Source organism: Marinomonas fungiae (genome assembly GCF_001418205.1).
Classification (GTDB): Bacteria; Pseudomonadota; Gammaproteobacteria; order Pseudomonadales; family Marinomonadaceae; genus Marinomonas; species Marinomonas fungiae.
Genome location: NZ_LIQF01000008.1, coordinates 88,059 through 106,855, shown reverse-complemented (window position 1 = coordinate 106,855; position 18,797 = coordinate 88,059). Strand labels below are relative to the sequence as shown.

Sequence of the window (18,797 nt, the reverse complement as noted above, 5' to 3'; positions counted from 1 at the left end):
ATCACTCAGATGCGTTTGATCTGAGATATAAAGGCGGTGCCTTATACCGCCTTTGAATAATTCCTACAGACTATCAAGACACTGTGAAAGCACCTATTCCTTCACATTAACTGCTCACTTATTGGCTAAGCTTAAGTAAATTTCAAAGCAGAGGCCAATAACCATGTCTACTATTTTGGTAATCGGCGCAACCGGCCAAGTCGGACAAAAAGTGTGTCACACCCTTCTCAATCGAGGACATAAGGTCCGTGCCTTAGTCCGAGACACACAGCGTGCCAGCGAACTATCACATCCGAATCTAGAGGTTTATCAGGTTAACCTTGAAGACGATTTCAGTGATGCTTTTCACAATGTAAACACTGTTGTGTTTGCCGCAGGTTCAGGTAGCTCTACAGGCTGTGATAAAACGTTACTGGTGGATCTTTGGGCGGCAAAACGCGCCATAGACTATGCCGAAGAAGAACCAAGTGTTGAACACTTTATTCAACTCAGCTCATTTGGTGCCGACGACCCAGATGAGATAAATCAAAGTTTGAAACCTTACATGGTGGCTAAGCATATCACCGATGAATACCTAACCATTACCAGCCTACCCTATACAATCCTTAGACCTGGTAAGTTAACGAATGATTTGCCCACTGGCGGTTATACAACACAACGCCCTGACACCATCGAGCAAATGAACATTTCCCGTGCAGATGTGGCGGATGCTATTTGTTACTGCATTGATAACGATGACAGCAAGATCAAAATCGTCGAACTGTTTAGGGGTGAAACTCCTATCGATCAAATTCTAAACTAGCTTGTGTAAGCCTCAGAACAGGATGCCCATGACTGCGCACCCTGTTCTTTGATCTTGTTATTGCTGTGAATCACAACTCTGTTTGTGCTCAAGATGCATAGTGCCATGTTTTTCTAAATTCACATGCCAGCTAAATGCCTCTTCGATCAAATGCGGCGTGTGACCGCCACGAACACAGGCACGCTCAAAGTAGCTCATTAACTGATGGCGATAATCTGGATGAACACAATTTTGAATGACACGCACAGCACGCTCACGTGGGGCTAGACCACGAAGATCCGCTAAACCTTGATCGGTAACCAGAATGTCCACATCGTGTTCGGTGTGATCCACATGGCTCACCATAGGTACGACACTTGAAATCGCTCTGTTTTTGGCAATCGACTTGGTCACGAAAATCGACATATTGGCATTACGCGCAAAGTCACCGGAACCGCCAATACCATTCATCATTTTTGTGCCACAGACGTGGGTAGAATTCACGTTACCATATAGGTCAAACTCAAGAGCTGTGTTGACCGCGATAATACCTAAACGGCGTACGATCTCAGGGTGATTAGACATTTCTTGCGGGCGAAGCACCAGTTTGTCTTGGTACGCTTCAATATTGTCGAATACTTTTGAGTTCATGCGCTCAGATAAGATCACGGAACAACCTGACGCAAAACGCAGCTTACCCGCATCGATCAAATCAAACGTCGAATCTTGCAGTACTTCTGAGTACATAGTCAGGTCTTCGAAATCAGAGTCCAATAACCCCATCATCACAGCATTGGCAATATTACCGATACCAGCCTGTAATGGACCAAGATTCTTAGGCAAGCGCCCTTGTGCTACTTCATCCTTTAAGAAGCGGACAAGATGACCTGCAATCGCAGCTGTTTCGACATCAGGACCAGAAACTGTTGAATAAGAATCCGGTGTGCTGGTAAAGACAATACCAGCAATCTTTTCAGGTGGGATTGGAATCGCCGTACAACCAATACGATCATCCACCTTTTCTAAGGGCAAAGGTGTACGAGATGGACGATAAGAAGGAATGTAAATATCGTGCAAACCTTCAAGCTTGTCGCTGTGTAGAGTATTGATTTCGACGATGACTTTTTCGGCAAACACCGCAAAGCTGGCAGAATTACCCACTGATGTGGTCGGTACGATATGCCCTTCTTCGGTAATGGCAACCGCTTCAATAATGGCCACGTCTGGGCGTGTTAATTGGTGATTACGTAATTGCTCCACCATTTCAGATAAATGCTGATCAATAAACATGACCTCACCATTGTTGATGGCTTTACGTAATGTGGTGTCCACCTGAAAGGGCATTCGACGAGCTAGACTGCCCGATTCCGTTAGAATCTTATCCAGATCATTACCTAATGAGGCGCCGGTCATGAGATTGATCTTAATCGGCTGTTGTTTACAGCGCTCGGCCAAGGCTTTCGGTACCGCTTTAGCTTCTCCTGCCCGCGTAAAACCACTCATACCAACGGTCATGCCATCTTTGATAAATTCGCTTGCCTGCTCAGCAGACATGACTTTATCGCGTAAACTGATGTTTCTAATTCTCTCTAACTGCATGCCAAAACCTTTATTCTTTATTATTGTTTATCAATGAACCAATAAGGCCTCTTTCAACACGCATTTCTATTGGCTGAGAAGCTTTCAAAAGGAGGGATATTGGTGACAAAGATCAAAGTGCGGCAAGTATAGAAACTTTATGGGGAGTCGTAATTTGGACTAAAGTATTACATTCGAAAAGCCCCCAAAACCATTAGAAAAACATCTTAAATCAAGCATTTAGACAACATAAAACTCAATTTTTTATATTATACTCAAGCATCAAAATAGCCATTACTCATATCTTTCTCATTTATACCCTTTAGCTAGAGATAATGTAATTTATCGCATTTATTTTTCCTCATTAAGAAAATGGCCACAGGCTGAATATCGTCTATTTTCTAATCAAATTGTTACTCAAAATAAAAAAGGCCAGAGCCTCATGACCCTAGCCTTTTATCGACACAAATAAGAACTAAGCTTTTAGCGCATCAATCAAAGCAGCCATTTCCGCATCCGTACCAATCGTAATACGTAGGAAATCACCGATTCGTGGCTTCTTACCAAAGTAACGTACTAAGATACCCTGCTCTTTTAGGCTTAGGTACAAGGCTTCCGCTTCTTTATCTGGGTGCGTTGCAAACACGAAATTGGTCGCCGATGGCAATACTGAGAAACCTAACTTTTCAAGTTCCACAACGGTCCACTCACGGGTAGCGATGGTCTTGTCGCAGATCTCTTTAAGGTAGTCCGCATCCTCTACTGCAGCCGTTGCACCTGCAAGGGCAATACGGTCAACTGGGTAAGAGTTGAATGAGTTTTTCAGACGCTCTAGGCCATCGATTAATTCAGGTTGAGCAATCGCGTAACCGACACGAATACCCGCTAGTGCACGAGATTTAGAGAAGGTTTGTACCACCATTAGGTTCGGGTATTGATTCACCAAAGACACAGCGCTTTGCGCACCAAAGTCCACATAAGCCTCATCGACCAACACCACCACATCAGGGTTTGCTTTGAGTACTTTCTCGATATCAGAAAGTGGCAGTGCCTTACCGGTTGGCGCATTTGGGTTGGTAACCACAACCCCCGATACCTCTAGGTTTTCGTAGTCCGCCGGATCAATATCAAAGTTTTCCGTTAGCGGAATGATATGCGGCTTAATATCGTATAAGTTAGCGTAAACCTTGTAGAAGCTGTAAGTGATGTCCGCAAACGCCAGTGGTTTACCACCCGCAAAGTAGCCTTGGAAAGCCAACGCTAGCACTTCATCGGAGCCATTACCTACGAATACTTGATTGGCCTCAACACCGTAGGCGTTAGCCAAGGCACTCTTCAATACCTGACAGTTTGGATCAGGGTAAAGACGTAGCTTTTCACTCACCTGCTCTTGCATCGCAGCCAGTGCTTTTGGCGATGGGCTGTATGGGCTTTCGTTGGTATTAAGCTTAATGTATTGCTTATCTTGTGGTTGCTCCCCTGGCACATATGGGTCAAGAGAAGCGATTTTATCGGTCCAAAAACGGCTCATATTACTCTCTCTGTAAAAGCTTATTAAGTTCAAAGGGCTTTATTTTTAAAGGGAGATACCTAGAAACGATACCCTTTAAACAGCTAGCCAAAATAAAATAAGGCCTCATCAAGAGGCCTTATAAAATCAAACGTATGCTACGCGATCACGCCTCAATTAGTCTTGTGGGCGCATATGCGGGAACAGCAATACATCACGGATCGATGGTGAATCAGTGAATAGCATTACAAGACGGTCAATACCGATACCCTGACCCGCTGTTGGTGGAAGACCGTACTCTAGGGCATTGATGTAGTCTGCATCGTAGTGCATCGCTTCATCATCACCTGCGTCTTTCTCTTCTACCTGACGGCGGAAACGCGCTGCTTGGTCTTCAGAGTCATTCAACTCCGAGAAGCCGTTAGCGATCTCACGACCACCGATGAAGAACTCAAAACGGTCCGTAATAAATTCATTGTGATCGTTACGACGTGCTAGTGGAGAAACTTCCGCAGGGTATTCGGTAATGAACGTCGGTTGAATCAATTTGCTTTCCGCCGTTTCTTCAAAAATCTCAGTCCAAAGCTTACCTAGACCCCAGATTGGCTGAACATCGATGTGTAGCTTCTTCGCTACCGCCGTCGCACTCTCAACGGTTGCTAGATCCGCTTCAGTTAGCTCTGGGTTGTAGTGCAAGATCGCTTCCAACATAGTCATACGAATGAACGGCGCGCCAAAGTCAAACTCTTCACCTTGGTAAGGCACTTTTGTGGTACCCAACACTTGCTCAGATACCGTGCGTAGCATTTCTTCCGTTAGATCCATTAGATCTTTGTAGTCCGCGTACGCTTGGTAGAATTCGATCATGGTGAATTCTGGGTTGTGACGCGTTGACACACCTTCGTTACGGAAATTACGGTTGATCTCGAAAACACGCTCAAAACCGCCGACCACTAGACGCTTCAAGTAAAGCTCTGGCGCAATACGTAGGAACATTTGCATGTCCATGGCATTGTGGTGGGTTACGAAAGGACGCGCCGATGCACCACCTGGGATGGTTTGCAGCATTGGCGTTTCTACTTCCATAAAACGACGATCTTCTAAGAAACGACGAATCGTAGAAATCACTTTAGAACGCACTTCAAACGTTTTACGTGATTCTTGGTTTACGATTAGGTCAACGTAACGCTGACGGTAACGCATTTCCATGTCTGCCAAGCCATGGTGCTTGTCAGGCAGTGGACGTAGCGATTTGGTTAGCAACTCAACCGACTGCATGTCCACGTAAAGATCACCTTTACCAGACTTGTGTACAGGGCCAGTTACACCGATGATGTCACCAAGGTCCCAAGTTTTGATGTCCTTTAAGGTTTCTTCGTCCAAGGCTTTACGGTTAACGTAGGCTTGGATTTGGCCAGACATGTCTTGTAGCAACATGAAAGCACCGCGGTTACGTACGATACGACCCGCAATACTGACGACATTGTTCTGTTCTTCTAGCTCAGCTTTTTCAAGCTCGCCAAATTGTTCTTGTAGATCCGCTGCGTATGCATCGCGACGGAACGTATTTGGAAACGCATTACCCTGCTCACGAATGGCAGCCAACTTAGCGCGGCGCTCTGCAACTAAACGGTTATCTTCAGAAGTTACGCTGGTCTCGTTTTGAGTTTCGTTAGACATGATTTTGTACATTACTCTTGTCAAAAGGTTTTAGTGCATTAAAGGCCTTGTTTAAGGCTCGCCACAATAAATTGGTCTAGGTTGCCATCAAGCACCGCGCCCGTGTTGGAACTTTCCACACCAGTACGCAAATCCTTAATACGAGAAGCATCCAATACGTAAGAACGGATCTGACTTCCCCAACCGATATCAGACTTAGTATCTTCTAGAGCCTGAGCTGCTTCCGTACGTTTCTGCATTTCCATTTCGTACAACTTGGCACGTAATTGTTTCATGGCAAAGTCACGGTTCGCGTGTTGCGAACGCTGGTTTTGACATTGCACCACAATACCCGATGGAATGTGGGTAATACGTACCGCCGAGTCCGTGGTGTTTACGTGCTGACCACCGGCACCGGATGAGCGGTATGTGTCGGTTTTCAAATCCGCCGGATTGATGTCGATCTCAACATTGTCATCAATCTCAGGCGAAACGAAGACCGAAGCAAACGACGTATGACGACGATTCCCCGAATCAAATGGAGACTTACGAACGAGACGATGAACACCTGTTTCCGTACGTAACCAGCCAAAAGCGTATTCACCTTCAAAGCGGACCGTCGCCGACTTGATACCTGCCACTTCCCCTGCAGACACCTCGACTAACTCTACCTTAAAGCCTTTGTCTTCACCCCAGCGTAGGTACATACGCAATAGAATGTTGGCCCAATCTTGGGCTTCGGTGCCACCCGAGCCTGACTGAATGTCCAAGAAAGCAGAGTTTGGGTCCATTTCACCAGAGAACATGCGACGAAACTCTAGTTCAGCCAGCTGTTTTTCAAGCTCTTCAAGCTCTAGCTTAACTGCTTCCACAGAATCTTCGTCATTCTCTTCAACCGCCATATCCAATAGTACCTGAGCGTCTTCAACACCCGATTCCATATTATCAATAGTCGATACTACCGTTTCCAAAGCAGAGCGTTCACGACCTAACTTCTGAGCGTAGTCAGGGTCATTCCAAACGTTCGGATCTTCTAATTCACGGTTAACTTCTTCTAGTCGTTCGTTCTTTGACTCGTAGTCAAAGATACCCCCGAAGCACTTGTGTTCGTTCGGAAAGGTCTTTTATCTTCGAAATGATCGGATTAATTTCCATTTTTGCGTCAATTTGCTATAAATTTTAGTGGATTTATCGAATCCGCAATTGTAACGAATTTACCTGCGGCATAAAATGTTATTCGTTACGAAAATAATGGAAATTCACCTTATATAACGCTTATCTAGCTGTCGGAGATACCATGGAAAAGCCAACTGTTGCTGTCGACATTCTGGGCAAGTCTTTCAATATCAACTGCCCAAAAGGTCATGAGGCAGAATTAAAAGAAGCCGCAGAATATCTAAATACTCAAATGCGTGAGCTTCGTGCAAGTGGCAAAGCGGTCGGACTTGAAAAAATTGCCATTATTACCGCTTTAAACATTACCTATGATTTGTTATCAAGCCGCCGTTATGCTCGCTCTAATGAACAGCAGCTGCGCGAGCTAACTTCTCAGTTAGACTCTGCCCTAGGCCATCAAAGCAAAGCGGGTTAATAATTTTTAAAATTGGTTTCTCGGCGTTTAGCAAGGGTTTTACTCACGAAAATTCTTCAAGTAGCCCGAGCATCCCCAAGATTTCAAGGGTGATTTTTCACATCTTCTGCCTTATACTGGCGGTGTTTCCTGGGTTGTTCGAAGCGGCTTAACGCCCTTGAGCCTATGAGCAAACCCCCGGAAAGATACTGCAAGTTCGGTGTGCATGTCCGTGCGTCGGAAAGCCTAAAGAACTTCAGCTATTTCCACCTTGAACCACTGGGTTCAAGGCCAATAGTCGAAACGGCAACTTGGGAAACTCTTTTTTATGTCTTTAGATCGTCAGACCTTGCGACAAACATTGCGCGCAAAACGCAAACAACTCACCGAAGCTGAACAGCACACGGCATCATTGCAATTGCTTGAGCAATTCCAAAATGCGCTAGCCTCTTCGCTTAAGCCTCAGTCAAACCTTGCCTTATACCTGACCAACGATGGTGAAATTTCACCAAGTGAAATTTGCCAATGGTGCTGGCAAAACGATATCAACGTCTTTCTACCCGTTTTAGTAGGTCAATCCTTGGTCTTCGCACACTATAGCGAAAACTGCGAATGGCAAAAGAACAGCTTTAATATTCTTGAACCAATTGATCCAGCACCACTTCAAGGCTCCGAAATGGATATGGTATTAATGCCGTTGGTAGGTTTTGACGCTCAAGGCGGACGCCTAGGTATGGGCGGTGGCTTTTATGATCGTACGTTTGAAAATAAAGCAGCTCGCACTCGCTTGATCGGCCTTGCCCATGACTGCCAAGAAGTTGAGCAGCTCCCTATTGAATCTTGGGATGTGCCACTAAGTGGCATGTTGACGCCTAGCCGACACATTCAATGCTAATGCTGCTGTTTTACTAATCCAACGTTAGGCGAAGATTAACCATGCCTTCGCCGACGCGCTCTATTTGCAAGTTAGCAATAGCTACGCGCTCATTCGCCAAACCGTTTAACCATTTCGCTACCACAGCAAAAGACACCTCTGACGCCCAGACTTGTAAGCGGCTATCACCTTCAACTTGCACTCTGTCGGCGCTAAACTGAGCCGCGGCAGCTGTTTGGCTTAATACGCGACGCAAAGCATCACTACTGCGATCTTCAAGGCCAGCTTGTTGACGCGTCGAGAGCAACTTCTGGGCATTCATTTGTAACGCTTGGTACTGCTGTTGCGCCTGAGCTAAACGGGCTTCTGCAAGACTTTGTCGCTGCTGTAGTGGCGCTAAGATAAAACTGTACAAGAGCAGAGCCGCTAGCAAGAGCAACACTAGGCTTAATAGCACCCGCTCTCGCCTACTGCAGGACTGATACCAGCGTATCCCATTTTGTATGCCAGCACTTTGCTCAAATTGTTTGGCTAACCAAGCCTTCATAAAGCTACTCCTTGCGCACGAAATACACCTAAGTAACCTTGTTCTTGGCGAACCGTTTGCTCTAACTCGACGCCCTTGCTCGACAAGATTTGCTGAATGCGCTCTAGCTCCGTTCGTGAGTTTGTACGCCATTCAAAGCGATAACTTTGGGGCTGCCAAGCAATGCTTTGAAGCCCTTGCGTCTTAGCTGTATCGTCTCGAACCGAATCTAACATCGTAAGTACTTCATAGGCTGAAGCAACCTGCTCGGCAGATACCTCCCTCACATGCTGCAATCGAGCGGCCATTTGACGTGTCAGATTCACCACTCGACCTTCTTCTGGTAGCAATTTTAAAAACGCCTGATTGGCCGTCGTTTCCCAATACTGGGCTTGCTGATTAAGGGATTGGGTATCGAGATAGGTGTTTAGACTGTAGGCGGAAAACGCCAGTAGTGACAATACAGCTGCCCAACGCCAAGGCTGAAGTGTCGTATTTCTTTGGCAGCGAACCTGATAACGGGCTTGTAGCAGATTAAAGCGCGCCCAAGTTTTTGATTGATTCAGGATCTGGTTGACACTGATCCCATCCAAAACAGAGGTCGCCTGCTGTGGCATTAAATTTTTGGGTAGCCAACACCATTGTTCACATTGGAACTGAAAACATTCTCCCAACAACTCGGTCACTTTCTCTGTCGCAGTGGTCGACAACAAACATGGCAAAGCGAATAGTGACACGCGATAATCAGTAAATACCGCAGACCAGATTTGCCAAGCAAGCATGTGCGAATGCGCGACAGCAAACGCCCAAACCTTCTCATCTTGAGCCGGAGCCGCTACAAAGTGCATTTCATCTACACTCTGACCGAGGAAAGGCTCCATTAAATAAGGCAAAACTCGATTTAGATGACGACCTTGTCCTTTGCTCACATTAAGCAAGCGCATGTGCACACGATGGGCCGGAGCAAACAACACCACTTCAACCAGCCTCCCTTGCTTAGCAAACGCAGCTTGCTGTTGTAGATGCTGCCACGTGGTAGCCATTTGCTCTGGTGATATCGCATTGCCTTGGCTTGTCAGCTGCAGACCATCAAAGAACCACCAATCCGCGACCAGATGATCGCAGGAGGTTGTTTCCCTCAATTGAACTATCAATCTCTGCACAAGCTTCCCTACCGACTATTGGTCTCAATATTACGCTGGGTTAAGGTGTTAGATAGTACGTCAAAGGGCTCAAAGGCGCGAGCAAAAGCCACCACCCGACCATCATCTAAGCGCCTCAATCGGCTATGTAAAAAGCGCTTTGTTTGCTCCGCGTTTAAGGTCACATAGACTTCTATATAACGACTCTCCATACGCCACTCCGTAGGGTTCAATGCCTCATCAGACAGGTCTGGCCATGCTAAAAAAGCCTCTACACTATCAAATCCTGACGAGGCCAAACGCGCCAACAACGCAGCACTCTTTTGCTCATCTAGGGTAGGAAAATAGGCTTTGATTAAGGGCTCATTCAGTCTATTTAAATTGATCTGATCACCTTCTGGTCGCCAACAGGTATAGGGAGCAAGGCGTGTAAATACGCTCTCTGGTATTGGCAATAAGGCCAGTTCACTGGCATCGACCAAGGCACTATCGGCACTGCGAAAAGCCGGCTCAAGACCTAGGTAATACTCGTCTTCATGACTGACTGCACTGGTCAAATCCTGATCATTATCTATCCAATCTTTTAGCACAGCAATCCAAGTAGAATCTAGTGACAGTGCATTAGATAAACGCGCTAAGCGCTGCTCCGTCAATGCCGCACGAGCGGCATCGCCAAGCAGATTAAGATTGATACAGGCTTGTCGCTCCACCACATCAATCTGCAAGTGCTCTGTTGAGCGATCCAGTGCAAACTCTTGGCTCAACAAATGCCAAGGCTGATCAAGTTTAGGCACGCTAACATTGGCCAGTGCATCATAATGACGAGCAAACCAAACGCTTGCCCATGCTTCGCCACCAAGCAGTTGCTGCCGAATAATTGCCTCGTCTTGACGAAAAGTGACTAATGCCACCGAGCGATCTAGATGCTTTAGAGTATACATAGATAAAGTCGCCACTACGGCCAAGACCATCAACGTCATCAACAATACGACTCCACGCTGTTGAGTCGTTTTCATGGTATGTCTCCAGCGGTAAGGCTGGGTAACTCAAATAGGCGCTCTAGTGTACCAAATTGCCTGGAGGTTAGACGAATGCGTAGGGCTACAGGATAGTTAGCAACATCCTGTGCACCGGGTAACGAGGAAGTTTGCGGCCACAGGGGTTGCCATCCGGTATTTGATAAGACCGCAAACTCAATGTCTTGTACTGAAGAAAGCAGTATTTGCTGCAACGGCTTAGAATCCTGTGTCCGATCCAGCACTCGCCAGCTCATACGTCGCAATTCCCCATTGATTAACTGGTATGTCACCCGTTGCACTGTCGAACGTTGCTCTTGTAAAGGATTGGCCCAACCTAAGTGAGTCAGACTGAGAGACTTACCTTGTAGAGCAAGGCTCGGCTCGAATTCCCCCAACTCATCACGTATCGGTCGGTCGATGTATTGCTCGGCATCTTGCTGTAACCAATAAAATGCTCGGGTAAGTTGCTCCATTTCTTGAGACTGCTCTGCGCTGCGGCTTTCCAAGCGCATGGACGTGCCAAGCATGTCATAAGCTGCGGTTCCCATAATCGCCATGATCAACACCACGACCAACAGCTCCACTAGGGTAAAGCCAGTGCTGTTTAAGGGTGACAAAAAAGGTTTATGGGAGGACATGACTGACCCCTTGATTACTCTCCAACAATGCTGTTTGAGGCAAGTAGCTGACGAGCTGATAAAGAGGATTTGCTTGCTGCGAGGATTGAGCGTCGTTCCAATAAAACACCCGAATTTCAATACGCTGTAGTAAATCGGTTTGCTTGGTCGCCGTTACCCGCGCCACAAAACGCTCCCCACCTTGTTTCACCACCACTTCATCAAATGAGATCGGCTGCCCTAAACGGATGGCTAAACGTAGAGCGGTCGCTCGATCTTCAGCGATCCAACTCGCAAAAAGCTTATGCTGTAAGTAACGGCTATGCTCAGTCCCCGTATGACTGGTTTGCAGCAAGGTAACACCTATGGCTGAGAGCACAACTAAAGCCACCAAAACTTCAATCAAGGTAAAGCCTTGCCTACTCCTCGAGCTGAAGACCATTGATGCCATCTCCAACTAAAATATACGAGTGACTGTGGCTTTGAATACGCCAGCGAAACGGTAAATATTCGGCATTAGCCAAGGTGACCCACGACATGTTGCCAGGAAAATTAAGACTCTGCCGAGCGTTACTCAGGTATTTATTTTGCGTACTGAGTTGATATTCAAGCCCACTTTGTAGCCGATACACAGCCCCTTCCGATAGCCATTGCTCGCCTTGTCGGCGCCAAACAAGCAACTCATTTTGGCGCAGCTCGATAACACTTGAACGCCCTTCCAGCCAGCTTTGGTCAATCACGGTTTGCAAAGCTTGTCGCAATGTATTGGCTTCAAGTCTTGCCTTATCTTGCGCCACCAAGCCAGTTAAGTTGGGGGCAACTAGGGACACCATCACAGCCAAGATACTTAGCACGACCAACAGCTCCAGCAGCGTAAAGCCATCGGCGTTACGCGGCGCGGTGTTATAGGGCATGACTAGAAATATCCGCAGCGTCTCCTTCTCCCCCTTCTCGACCATCGGAGCCTAGGGTTAAAAGGTCGTAAGCCCCTTGCGCACCAGGGCTGATATACAAATACTCTGATTGCCAAGGATCTTTAGGCAACGATGGTAGATAGCCCCCTTGTTTCCAATTCCGTGCTTCTGGGTAGCTAGACGGACGCGACACCAAAGCTTGTAGCCCTTGTGCAGTGGATGGGTAATGACCATTATCTAATCGATATAAATCTAGCGCTGAAACAATATTGCGCAGCTGGGTTTTCGCCACCGCTACTTTCGCATCGTCTGAGCGCCCCAACAAATTAGGCGCTACCAAAGCCACCAACAAACTCAAAATGGCCGCCACCACCATCAATTCAAGTAGAGTAAAGCCCGACTGCTGACGTTTTAATGAGGCGCGTTTAGGCGGCACATAGTGGTGTCCCATGACAGAATTCCTTTAACAAGTTAACGCAATAATTGGTTCATATTCATAATCGGCAACAATATCGCCATCACGATCAGCAAAACAGCACAGCCCATCACCAGCAGCATTAGTGGCTCAAACAGGGTGAGGAAGTTATTCATTCTATGTTGGCTGAGTTCGCTTTGTTGGCGAGCCGCCTTATCCAGCATACCAGCTAGATCACCGCTACGTTCACCGCTACTAATAAGCTGACGCATAAGGGGCGGCACATGGGGCATGTCTGATAGAGCTTGTGACAGCGACATTCCCTCACGAACATGCTGTTGCGCTGTTTGAAAACGCTGCTTCAATGCTAAGTTTGCAATCACTTTAGCGGAAATTTCCATAGCATACACCAGAGGCACTCCACTTCGAGTTAGCATGGACAAGGTCGACACGTAGCGCGTTATGGCAAACGTAGCCAGCAGTCGCCCAAGCCAAGGAAACCTCAACAAGAAGCGATCTTGGCTCAGCCGTATGGCGCTATTTCGTCTCGAAAGAGACAGCCCCATTAAACACATCAACAACGCTAACAGGCACCAAATCCCCCAATCAGACAAGCCATGACTCACCCCAATCAAAGCTTGGGTTAGCGGTGGCAATGGAGCATTCTGTCGCTGAAATACTGCGACAATATCTGGCATCACCGATCCTAGAAGGAAACTGACAATAGCAATGGCCACCAGCGTGAGCAATGCCGGATAAAGGAGCGCTGACTGCAGCTTCTGCTGCGTTCTTTGTTCACGTTCAGAGCTCTCAGCTAAAGCTAATAATACCGCTGGTAGCTTGCCTGACTCTTCACCCGCCTGAACACTGGCCTGAAATAATGTTGGAAACGCTTTGGGATACGCACTAAGAGCTTGAGCCAAGGAAAAACCTTCTAGCACCCGAGCACGAATCGCCAACAACATCGAACGCACACGACCTTTGCCTGATTGCGATGCCACGCCTGATAAAGCGTCATCAATCGGCAGCCCTGCCTCAATCAAGGTCGCCAGTTGACGTATGACGAGTGCTCGTTCACGGATCGATAAGTTGCTAGGAAAGAAAGTTTTACGGCTGACTTTGGCACTTTTAAGCTGCAACGGAACCAAGCCTTTTTGACGCAGCTGCTGGCGAGCATGACGTTCATTGTCCGCTTCCAACACGCCCTTGCGTTTGCGGCCGCCATCGGTTAACGCACGATATTCAAAGACCGCCATCAGTCTAACCCATTGGCAGAATGCTGATCGGATACGTCTCGAACAAGATATGAAGTTACACGCAATACTTCTTCGATCGACGTCAGCCCCATAGCCGCTTTTTGTAAACCATCTATACGTAAACTTGGACAATGCTGTTGCACATAGTCTGCCAAGGTTTGTTGCGAAGCTTGATCGTGAATCAAGCGTTGTAAGACCGAATCCATTTCAATCATTTCATAAATGCCTAAACGACCACGATAGCCCTGATAACAATGTTCGCAGCCCTCATCATGGGCACGATATAGACTTTCAGGTAAAATCGAAACCTGAGCAAACAACCGCCCCGTTGCCTGATCCATAGGCTGCGTCAACTTACAATGATCACATAATCGGCGCACCAAGCGTTGCGCTACCACGCCGACTAAAGAAGAAGACAGCAAAAAGGGCTCAATCCCCATATCTTGTAGGCGTGTCACAGCGGCAATGGCACTGTTCGTGTGCAATGTAGAAAGCACTAAGTGCCCCGTCAAAGAAGCCTGCACCGCTATCTCAGCCGTTTCCAAATCTCGAATTTCTCCCACCATCACTACGTCTGGATCTTGCCGCAGAATGGCTCGCAATCCTTTGGCAAAGCTCATGCCTGCTTTGCTATTCACTTGGGTTTGCGCCACACCATCAAGCTGGTATTCCACCGGATCTTCCACGGTCATAATGTTGCTACGCCCATGATTTAGATAATTCAATGCGGCGTACAGCGTGGTGGTTTTACCTGAGCCTGTCGGGCCTGTTACTAATACAATACCGTTTGGCTTCCCAATCAATTGGCGTAAGCGGTTTTGATCTTGGATACTCATTCCAAGATGATCCAACTCCAACTGTGCCACCGATGTATTAAGTAAACGTAATACCACCCGCTCGCCAAAGGTCGACGGTAAGGTAGATACTCGTACATCCGTATCTTGACCAGAAACGCGCAATAAAATACGGCCATCTTGTGGCAAGCGCTTCTCCGCGATGTCCATTTTTGCCATCACTTTGATGCGGGAAATCAACATAGGAGCTAAGGCTCGCTTAGGGGAAATAACGTCTCGTAAAAGACCGTCCACCCGAAAACGTACTTTGAGTTGGCGTTCATAGGTTTCAATATGAATGTCAGAGGCACCCTCTTTTAAAGCTTCACTCAGGATCGCATTGATCAAGCGAATAACTGGCGCATCCCCTTCTCGTTCGAGTAAATCTTCGTTTTCAGGTATGGCTTCTGCCAAGCTTTCTAGATCTAATCCTTGCAAATAAGAGTCGTCGTCCAAAGCATTCACGCTCGCCAGCGTTTGTTGACCTGCCTGCTGATAATACTGCACCACCTGAGCATCAAACGCTTGATCAGACAAGACCTCTAATCTTGGCATTTCAGGGCACAAACGGAACGCTTCATTTAACGCTGACAAGGCCGTACTAGCACGGTGGGCTAATACCCAACCAGCGGCAGACGGATACAGTAAGACGCCGTATTCTTTGACAAAAGAGTAAGCTAGAGCTGACAAAAGGAAACCTTATAAAACCCGAGCACTAAAGTGCGCTACTGTCGTGAGCAGCCACTTTTTCGGCTATTTCCTGACTTAACGCCCCAAGAATGGAGGACATCACCGACACGGCGTACTCATAACCTGAGTCGTTTAACGGCTCACGTAAAGCAAAACGCTCACGCACCCAAGTATCACCAGCACGGTTTTCAACTGAATAGCTACCGGACAAAATCACTGCATCACGATCTACGATGTGAAAATAATCAATGTTAAGATCTAACTGTAACGCCTCATTAGTGGTTAAGTCTTGAGTGTTCGAGAATCGGTTAAGCAGTACTTTTTCAATCCCTACTTGCAAGGGTTCTGCCCAGAGATGGTTCGCTGAAAAGAACAACTCATGATCCGAGACTTGCAACACAATATTCGAGCTTTGCAGATAATCCGACAGCACAATGGAATGCACTTCGATTGCCGGGTGCAGCGTCTTGTGAGGCGTAAGTTGCCCAGGAGAGCCACTCAAAACATAGTATTTTGGCGGCTGCAATGTTTGTGAAGAACAGCCCGCCAACATTAGGAAACTGATTAATAGCAATATTACTTTCATCGCCTTGCTCCTCGAGGCTCGATATCCGGCGCTACCTGACTCTTAAAGATCAAACTATTCGGAGCCGTATTCATTTTCTGCAGCAATGGCGTTAACTCGCGCATGGCATTTTGAATTTCGATCATGGTTTGGTTGATCGATGACACACCATTATCATCCGTGGCAAATTTCTCTAACACATCGTTCAAACTCGATAGGGTTTGGTTCATGTTTGCCATATCAAATTCGTCTAACTTATCACTGATTGAAGCGCTCGCCTGATTAAACGCGCTAGCACTGCTAGATAGATCTTGCAGCAAGACTCGTAAATCATCAGCCACACCTTGTAAAGGTAATTCGTTTATCTTATCCAAGGTTGTGCTCAACTGATCAGTAAACTGGACAATCTCATCTGGTACTGTAGGAATGACAGGATATCCCGCTAATAGCACAGTTTTGTATGCGTCTGCTTTATCATCATGTTTAAGATCAACAAATACCGCTCCTGTTAGCAAACTGCCAGTTTTGAGGGACGCCCTTAATCCCTTTTCCACCCAAAGCTTAAATTGCTTGCTGATAAGCTCTCTACCTGCCGCATCATCGGTCAAGTTGGCCCGTCCAGGTTGAATAGAAATCAGCACAGGAATCTTGTAAGAGTCTTCATCAACACGAAGTTTATGGTCATCCAGCTTAATATTGATGTCTTCTACCTGACCAATTTGCAAACCACGATACTCTACTGGTGCGCCTTCTTTCAGGCCACGCACAGAGCTTTCGATTAAAATCAGATAATAGACTTTCTCAACATAGCGGTGCGCCATGGCACTTTTGTAAGAAGGGTAAATTTCGAAGACCTTATCTTTTTGAAAAGGGTGACTAGGCGGCATACCTTCCGGTTCATCGAAAGTGATACCGCCGGCAATGAGTGATTCTAAATTCGGAGTGCTAACGCCCACACCATCAGCCCCTAGCTCCAACTCAATGCCACTGGTATTCCAAAATCGAGTGTTGGAGGTGACTAGCTTATCAAACGGCGCCTCAATAAAAGCACTGTATTTGGCCAAACGCTTTTCTAAATCATATTCCACCGTTTCAATTCGGCCGACAGCAAGCCCACGATAAATGACTTGATCCCCTACTTTGGCGGTAAATGACTTTTCGCTGTTTAAAAAGACCCGTAAACCGGGGGTCCCGATCGGCGTCACTGGCGGATCATTCAAGGCAGTAAAATGGCGTGAAGTCTGTACATCAAGGCCAGGAGCCATATCAATGTAAGAGCCTGACAATAAAGTTTGCAGGCCTGAAATCCCCTCAAGAGATACTCTTGGGGAAACGATCCAGAAGCGCGTATCGGTACGTAGAAACTTCTCAGCTTTTTTGTCCAACAGAGCAGTGACTAGAACTCCTGAAGAATCGTCTTTCAATTCAAGAGAATCCACTCGACCGATGACCACATCACGGATTTTGATTTGCGTTTTTCCTGCTTCCAATCCAGTCGCCGTTTGGAACTCAATCTCTATCTCAAGGCCTTTGTCGTTTAATTCTTGCAAAATAAACCATGCACTCAGTAACAGAGTGACAATAGGAATGAGCCAAATCTTCGAAATACGATTGTTTGACTTTATCGTAGCGGAAACAGTGCCCGATGTTTTACGGTGTTGATCTGACGGTAGACTCATATTTATTGCTCATTTTCCCAAATCATTCTGCTATCAAATGACATAGCGGCCAACATTGTCAGCACAACCACAGCGCAAAATGCAATCACAGCAGAACCAGGGTAGACACTCATAGTGCTTCCAAGCTGCACCAACCCAGCTAAAATCGCGACGACAAAGACATCAATCATCGACCAGCGCCCCATCATTTCAGTGACTCGATATAAGGTATAACGCTGCTTGATGCTGACATTACTGTTCGTCTGCACAGAATAATTTAAATAGCCTATCGCAAACATTTTAAACATAGGCACTAAGATGCTGGCAATAAAGATGACCGCCGCAATCATGTAAGAGCCATGATGCCACAAAGTAATCACCCCTCCTACAATCGTCGAAGGTGAGTCCACGCCTAAAAATCGAGTTGTCATGATCGGCAATAAATTTGCCGGCAGGTACAATATGACAGAAGTAAACAATAACGCCCAAGTCCATTGCACACGCTTATCAGTGTTAAGCACGGTCGCGGTAAACTTCGACTCTTTTATAAAAGCCAGCTCTACTTGAAAACGGTCAAGGTGCAACAAAGTCAAAATGTATAACACCATAAAACCTATATAAAAATAGAAGCTCGGACCAAAGTTTACCTCTGCCATCGAGGTAACCTTGACCATACTGACGATCACGCCGACCATAAATACTTCTGGCATACACCAAATAATAAAGTTAAAGCAGAGAGCGATTTGTGCCTTCGTAGCTCGCAAACCAATACCAAATTTAATCGATAGCATCCAAGCACAAAGCAATAATAAGACACAGGCTGGCAAGAGAATACAAACAAACAATATGACCGCGGCTAGGCTTAAATTGTTTTGCGCTATCAGAGTCTCCACTTCAGATATCAACGTGATCGATGTTTCTAATCCATTGCTAGAAAATGATAGAAAATTGAAGGAAATAGACAATAACAGCAATAAAAGTGCTGACAGGCCTAACGCCAAAACTTTGTCGACCCAGTTCTGCTTCAAGGAGGTAAGCTTGTGACCACAGCGTGGACAATAAGCAGTTTGATTCGGCTCTAGACTAGGAACAAGTGTTTGAAGCCCACATCCCTTGCAGGGAATCATTCTATTTTCACCAGAGCCTTGCGCTCCCACCCATTGCTTATTCATCAAACTCACTACAACCGA

Annotated in this window: 19 protein-coding genes and 1 other RNA gene; 4 read left to right on the top strand and 16 right to left on the bottom strand. The window is 46.5% G+C overall.

The features are described 5' to 3' along the window. Positions 1 to 163 precede the first annotated feature (163 nt). Positions 164 to 802 (top strand): SDR family oxidoreductase, encoded by a 639-nt coding sequence (locus ASC49_RS13040; protein WP_055463684.1) that lies wholly within the window; start codon positions 164 to 166, stop codon positions 800 to 802. Positions 803 to 859: 57 nt separating this feature from the next. On the opposite strand, the gene ASC49_RS13035 is transcribed toward ASC49_RS13040, so the two are convergent. From ASC49_RS13035 to prfB, 4 genes are all read right to left on the bottom strand, one after another. After that, complete coding sequence (locus ASC49_RS13035; protein WP_055463683.1) at positions 860 to 2,380, bottom strand: acetyl-CoA hydrolase/transferase family protein; 1,521 nt, start codon at positions 2,378 to 2,380, stop codon at positions 860 to 862. A gap of 454 nt (positions 2,381 to 2,834) precedes the next feature. Then, entirely contained in the window at positions 2,835 to 3,890 is a 1,056-nt protein-coding gene (hisC, locus tag ASC49_RS13030; protein WP_055463682.1) for a histidinol-phosphate transaminase, read from the bottom strand. A gap of 156 nt (positions 3,891 to 4,046) precedes the next feature. Further along, the gene (gene lysS, locus ASC49_RS13025) at positions 4,047 to 5,549 is read right to left on the bottom strand and encodes a lysine--tRNA ligase (RefSeq protein WP_055463770.1); all 1,503 of its coding nucleotides are present in this window, start codon (positions 5,547 to 5,549) and stop codon (positions 4,047 to 4,049) included. 38 nt (positions 5,550 to 5,587) lie between these two features. After that, positions 5,588 to 6,683, bottom strand: a protein-coding gene (prfB, locus tag ASC49_RS13020; protein ID WP_141656851.1) for a peptide chain release factor 2 whose coding sequence is annotated in 2 segments (ribosomal slippage) — positions 5,588 to 6,610 and positions 6,612 to 6,683 — 1,095 coding nt in all. Because the reading frame shifts where the segments join, the coding sequence is not laid out codon by codon here. Between the two features lie 142 nt (positions 6,684 to 6,825). Here prfB and ASC49_RS13015 point away from each other — a divergent pair. The 3 genes from ASC49_RS13015 (at position 6,826) to ASC49_RS13010 (ending at position 7,993) form a co-directional block, all read left to right on the top strand. Then, on the top strand, positions 6,826 to 7,119 hold the full coding sequence (locus tag ASC49_RS13015; protein WP_055463680.1) for a cell division protein ZapA: 294 nt from the start codon (positions 6,826 to 6,828) through the stop codon (positions 7,117 to 7,119). Positions 7,120 to 7,242: 123 nt separating this feature from the next. Beyond that, positions 7,243 to 7,420, top strand: a non-coding RNA gene (gene ssrS / locus ASC49_RS19635) — 6S RNA. A 6-nt stretch (positions 7,421 to 7,426) separates the two neighbouring features. Continuing rightward, the gene (locus tag ASC49_RS13010; RefSeq protein WP_055463679.1) at positions 7,427 to 7,993 is read left to right on the top strand and encodes a 5-formyltetrahydrofolate cyclo-ligase; all 567 of its coding nucleotides are present in this window, start codon (positions 7,427 to 7,429) and stop codon (positions 7,991 to 7,993) included. Between the two features lie 13 nt (positions 7,994 to 8,006). On the opposite strand, the gene gspM is transcribed toward ASC49_RS13010, so the two are convergent. The 12 genes from gspM to ASC49_RS12950 are packed head-to-tail and all read right to left on the bottom strand — an operon-like array spanning position 8,007 to position 18,779. Continuing rightward, the gene (gene gspM, locus ASC49_RS13005) at positions 8,007 to 8,519 is read right to left on the bottom strand and encodes a type II secretion system protein GspM (protein WP_055463678.1); all 513 of its coding nucleotides are present in this window, start codon (positions 8,517 to 8,519) and stop codon (positions 8,007 to 8,009) included. Continuing rightward, positions 8,516 to 9,661 carry a type II secretion system protein GspL gene (gene gspL / locus ASC49_RS13000; RefSeq protein ID WP_141656850.1) on the bottom strand — a complete coding sequence of 382 codons (1,146 nt, stop codon included), beginning with the start codon at positions 9,659 to 9,661 and terminating at the stop codon, positions 8,516 to 8,518. The genes gspM and gspL overlap by 4 nt, the downstream gene beginning before the upstream one ends. Positions 9,662 to 9,669: 8 nt before the next feature. After that, positions 9,670 to 10,656, bottom strand: a complete 987-nt coding sequence (gene gspK, locus ASC49_RS12995; protein ID WP_055463676.1) for a type II secretion system minor pseudopilin GspK — start codon at positions 10,654 to 10,656, stop codon at positions 9,670 to 9,672. Continuing rightward, on the bottom strand, positions 10,653 to 11,297 hold the full coding sequence (gene gspJ / locus ASC49_RS12990) for a type II secretion system minor pseudopilin GspJ (RefSeq protein ID WP_055463675.1): 645 nt from the start codon (positions 11,295 to 11,297) through the stop codon (positions 10,653 to 10,655). The genes gspK and gspJ overlap by 4 nt, the downstream gene beginning before the upstream one ends. Next, a complete protein-coding gene (gene gspI / locus ASC49_RS12985; protein ID WP_055463674.1) occupies positions 11,284 to 11,718 on the bottom strand; it encodes a type II secretion system minor pseudopilin GspI in 435 nt (144 codons plus the stop codon). The genes gspJ and gspI overlap by 14 nt, the downstream gene beginning before the upstream one ends. Further along, the gene (locus ASC49_RS12980; protein WP_055463673.1) at positions 11,696 to 12,190 is read right to left on the bottom strand and encodes a pilus assembly FimT family protein; all 495 of its coding nucleotides are present in this window, start codon (positions 12,188 to 12,190) and stop codon (positions 11,696 to 11,698) included. The genes gspI and ASC49_RS12980 overlap by 23 nt, the downstream gene beginning before the upstream one ends. Then, complete coding sequence (gspG, locus tag ASC49_RS12975; protein WP_055463672.1) at positions 12,180 to 12,641, bottom strand: type II secretion system major pseudopilin GspG; 462 nt, start codon at positions 12,639 to 12,641, stop codon at positions 12,180 to 12,182. Before gspG ends, ASC49_RS12980 begins: the two co-directional genes overlap by 11 nt. A gap of 20 nt (positions 12,642 to 12,661) precedes the next feature. Next, the gene (gene gspF / locus ASC49_RS12970; RefSeq protein ID WP_055463671.1) at positions 12,662 to 13,861 is read right to left on the bottom strand and encodes a type II secretion system inner membrane protein GspF; all 1,200 of its coding nucleotides are present in this window, start codon (positions 13,859 to 13,861) and stop codon (positions 12,662 to 12,664) included. Next, a complete protein-coding gene (gspE, locus tag ASC49_RS12965; RefSeq protein ID WP_055463670.1) occupies positions 13,861 to 15,384 on the bottom strand; it encodes a type II secretion system ATPase GspE in 1,524 nt (507 codons plus the stop codon). The genes gspF and gspE overlap by 1 nt, the downstream gene beginning before the upstream one ends. Positions 15,385 to 15,409: 25 nt before the next feature. Further along, on the bottom strand, positions 15,410 to 15,970 hold the full coding sequence (locus tag ASC49_RS12960; RefSeq protein WP_055463669.1) for a PqiC family protein: 561 nt from the start codon (positions 15,968 to 15,970) through the stop codon (positions 15,410 to 15,412). Further along, positions 15,967 to 17,628, bottom strand: a complete 1,662-nt coding sequence (gene pqiB, locus ASC49_RS12955) for an intermembrane transport protein PqiB (protein WP_055463668.1) — start codon at positions 17,626 to 17,628, stop codon at positions 15,967 to 15,969. Before pqiB ends, ASC49_RS12960 begins: the two co-directional genes overlap by 4 nt. Before the next feature lie 2 nt (positions 17,629 to 17,630). Then, the gene (locus tag ASC49_RS12950; RefSeq protein ID WP_162265213.1) at positions 17,631 to 18,779 is read right to left on the bottom strand and encodes a paraquat-inducible protein A; all 1,149 of its coding nucleotides are present in this window, start codon (positions 18,777 to 18,779) and stop codon (positions 17,631 to 17,633) included. Positions 18,780 to 18,797: the final 18 nt, after the last annotated feature.

Coding starts and splice junctions, on each gene's coding strand:
- ASC49_RS13040 (WP_055463684.1), top strand. CDS start 164: ATGTCTACTATTTTGGTAATCGGCGCAACCGGCCAAGTCGGACAAAAA.
- ASC49_RS13035 (WP_055463683.1), bottom strand. CDS start 2,380: ATGCAGTTAGAGAGAATTAGAAACATCAGTTTACGCGATAAAGTCATG.
- hisC (WP_055463682.1), bottom strand. CDS start 3,890: ATGAGCCGTTTTTGGACCGATAAAATCGCTTCTCTTGACCCATATGTG.
- lysS (WP_055463770.1), bottom strand. CDS start 5,549: ATGTCTAACGAAACTCAAAACGAGACCAGCGTAACTTCTGAAGATAAC.
- ASC49_RS13015 (WP_055463680.1), top strand. CDS start 6,826: ATGGAAAAGCCAACTGTTGCTGTCGACATTCTGGGCAAGTCTTTCAAT.
- ASC49_RS13010 (WP_055463679.1), top strand. CDS start 7,427: ATGTCTTTAGATCGTCAGACCTTGCGACAAACATTGCGCGCAAAACGC.
- gspM (WP_055463678.1), bottom strand. CDS start 8,519: ATGAAGGCTTGGTTAGCCAAACAATTTGAGCAAAGTGCTGGCATACAA.
- gspK (WP_055463676.1), bottom strand. CDS start 10,656: ATGAAAACGACTCAACAGCGTGGAGTCGTATTGTTGATGACGTTGATG.
- gspJ (WP_055463675.1), bottom strand. CDS start 11,297: ATGTCCTCCCATAAACCTTTTTTGTCACCCTTAAACAGCACTGGCTTT.
- gspI (WP_055463674.1), bottom strand. CDS start 11,718: ATGGTCTTCAGCTCGAGGAGTAGGCAAGGCTTTACCTTGATTGAAGTT.
- ASC49_RS12980 (WP_055463673.1), bottom strand. CDS start 12,190: ATGCCCTATAACACCGCGCCGCGTAACGCCGATGGCTTTACGCTGCTG.
- gspG (WP_055463672.1), bottom strand. CDS start 12,641: ATGGGACACCACTATGTGCCGCCTAAACGCGCCTCATTAAAACGTCAG.
- gspF (WP_055463671.1), bottom strand. CDS start 13,861: ATGGCGGTCTTTGAATATCGTGCGTTAACCGATGGCGGCCGCAAACGC.
- ASC49_RS12960 (WP_055463669.1), bottom strand. CDS start 15,970: ATGAAAGTAATATTGCTATTAATCAGTTTCCTAATGTTGGCGGGCTGT.
- pqiB (WP_055463668.1), bottom strand. CDS start 17,628: ATGAGTCTACCGTCAGATCAACACCGTAAAACATCGGGCACTGTTTCC.
- ASC49_RS12950 (WP_162265213.1), bottom strand. CDS start 18,779: ATGAATAAGCAATGGGTGGGAGCGCAAGGCTCTGGTGAAAATAGAATG.